The organism is Paracoccus sp. (in: a-proteobacteria) (assembly GCF_030536915.1).
Classification (GTDB): domain Bacteria; phylum Pseudomonadota; class Alphaproteobacteria; order Rhodobacterales; family Rhodobacteraceae; genus Paracoccus.
The window spans coordinates 1-2130 of the sequence record NZ_JAUNPC010000195.1 but is presented as its reverse complement, the minus strand read 5'-3'; the positions used below and the strand labels follow the sequence as shown (position 1 = coordinate 2130).

General features: G+C 65.7%; 3 protein-coding genes. 2 read left to right on the top strand and 1 reads right to left on the bottom strand.

Annotated features, from left to right (window positions below):
* Nucleotides 1-86 precede the first annotated feature (86 nt).
* Entirely contained in the window at nucleotides 87-962 is an 876-nt protein-coding gene (locus tag Q4F04_RS15645) for a LysR substrate-binding domain-containing protein (protein ID WP_303370712.1), read from the bottom strand.
* A gap of 102 nt (nucleotides 963-1064) precedes the next feature.
* Between Q4F04_RS15645 and Q4F04_RS15640 the strand changes: the two genes are divergently transcribed.
* Together Q4F04_RS15640 and Q4F04_RS15635 are read left to right on the top strand one after the other, a co-directional pair.
* Nucleotides 1065-1769 carry an SDR family oxidoreductase gene (locus tag Q4F04_RS15640; protein WP_303370711.1) on the top strand — a complete coding sequence of 235 codons (705 nt, stop codon included), beginning with the start codon at nucleotides 1065-1067 and terminating at the stop codon, nucleotides 1767-1769.
* A 69-nt stretch (nucleotides 1770-1838) separates the two neighbouring features.
* Nucleotides 1839-2130, top strand: a 292-nt coding sequence (locus Q4F04_RS15635) for an EamA family transporter (protein WP_303370710.1), incomplete at its 3' end; no start/stop codon positions are given.

Below are 2130 nucleotides of genomic sequence, written 5' to 3'. Positions count from 1 at the left end.
CCCTGCCCTGCCCATCTCGTCCCTTCGGGCGGGACCGCTGACGCGGGCCGTGAGCGTCAGCGATGCGGACATGGCTGCCGGTCGTCCTATCGGGATACGAGTTGCGTGGCGGACCAGGCCCATACGGAATCCACCGCTGCCACAGGAAACAGGGACCGCTTCCGCAGGAGGTAATAGTCTGGCCCGGCCGTTAGAACGCTTTTTGCCAGCTGCACCAGCCTGCCCGCATCAAGATCGGCTTGCACGAAGGCGAGCGCGGCGATTGCCACGCCCTGGCCCGCCAGCGCTGCATCCAAGGCCAAGGCGGTCTGGTTGAAAACCGCCCCCGGCAGCTTACCGGATGTGCTCAGAAAAGCTGGCCATTGGCCGTGAGCATCATGGAGCAGTGGCAAGGCCAGGAGTTGCTCGGGTGCAAGCGGCAGCGTCATTCGACCGACCAGATGAGGACTCGCGACCGCCACCAGATCTTGCCGGAAGAGAAGACGCGCCTCCTGTGTCGCCGGAAAGGGAGGGCGGGTCAGGCGCACGGCAATGTCCACCTGGTCGCGGTCGAAGTCGGACAGGGCCTCGGTCGCCACGATGCGCAACTCCACCCTTGGCAAGGCTGCATTGAAGTCAGCCAGGCGCGGGATCAGAACCTTGGCGGCAAAGGTGGGCGTGACGCTGATCGTAACAGCATCCGGGCGGGCAAGAAGCTGCGTTGTCGCCTCGCCCAAGGTATCGAGCGCGCGAGTCACATCGGCCAGATAGGATGCACCCCACGGGGTCAATGCCAGACCACGCGGCAGTCGCTGGAACAGGGCAAGGCCAAGATGGGCTTCCAGTGCGCGCACCTGCTGGGCCACTGCGCCCTGCGTCACGCCCAACTCGTCGGCGGCGGCACGGAAGTTCAGCCTGCGCCCCGCAACCTCGAAGGCGCGCAGAGCATTCAGGGGAGGCAGGGCGCGACGGGAAAGGGACATGGGCAGCCTGCAGTTTTCCTGCAGTCTGACAGGCTTCCTTCTGGCGCGAAAGGCGCGGACTGATCTGTCATACTGCCGGCAACTCACGATCTGGAGGCAGGTATGTCTGAAGAAAAGGTTGCAGTCATCACCGCCGGCGGGTCCGGCATGGGGGCCGCCGCTGCCCGCAGGCTGGCGCAGGACGGCTATCGCATTGCCGTCCTGTCCTCGTCAGGCAAGGGCGAGGCGCTGGCCGCGGAACTCGGCGGCGTGGGCGTCACCGGCTCGAACCTCGTGGCGGAGGACGTGCAGCGGCTGGTCGATCTGGCAATGGAACGCTGGGGACGCATCGACGCCCTGGTGAACTCGGCCGGACACGGCCCCCGCGCGCCGATCCTGGAGATCACCGACGAGGACTGGCACAAGGGGATGGAGGTCTATTTCCTCTCTGCCGTGCGCCCGATCCGGCTGGTGGTCCCGATCATGCAGGCGCAGGGCGGGGGTGCCATCGTCAACATCTCGACCGCCTGGGTCACGCAACCCTCGTCGATGTTCCCGACCTCGGCAGCCTTCCGGGCCAGCCTTGGCACCTTCACCAAGATCGTCGCGGACGAATATGCGGGTCAGGGCATCCGCATCAACAACGTCCTGCCGGGCTGGATCGACAGCCTGCCCGCGAGTGACGAACGCCGCGACAGCGTACCAATGGGTCGCTATGGCCGGGCGGAAGAGATCGCATCCACCATCGCCTTCCTGCTGTCAGAGGGGGCGGGCTACATCACGGGCCAGAGCATCCGCGTGGATGGCGGACTGATCCGCAGCGTCTGAGTCCTCTCAATCCTGCCGCAGGCACCTTTCCGACCGGAAGGGTGCCTGCGCTTTCCTGAAAGACACGTCATGCCTCGCGCCTATGCCGCGCTTGCCGCGCTCGGCCTCATCTGGGGGTCGAACTTCATCTTCATGAAATGGGCCACCGCCCTGATCTCGCCCACGCAGACGGTGTTCCTGCGGGTGCTGTTCGGCTTTCTGCCTTTGGCCGTGATGGCGTGGCGAGCGGGCGTCATCACCCGTGACCAGCTGCGCCACCTGCCGCATTTCGCGGCGATGTCGGTGCTGGCGACTACCTTTTATTACTATGGCTTCGTCGCCGGCACCGCCCTGCTGCCGACCAGCGTGGCAGGGCTGCTGA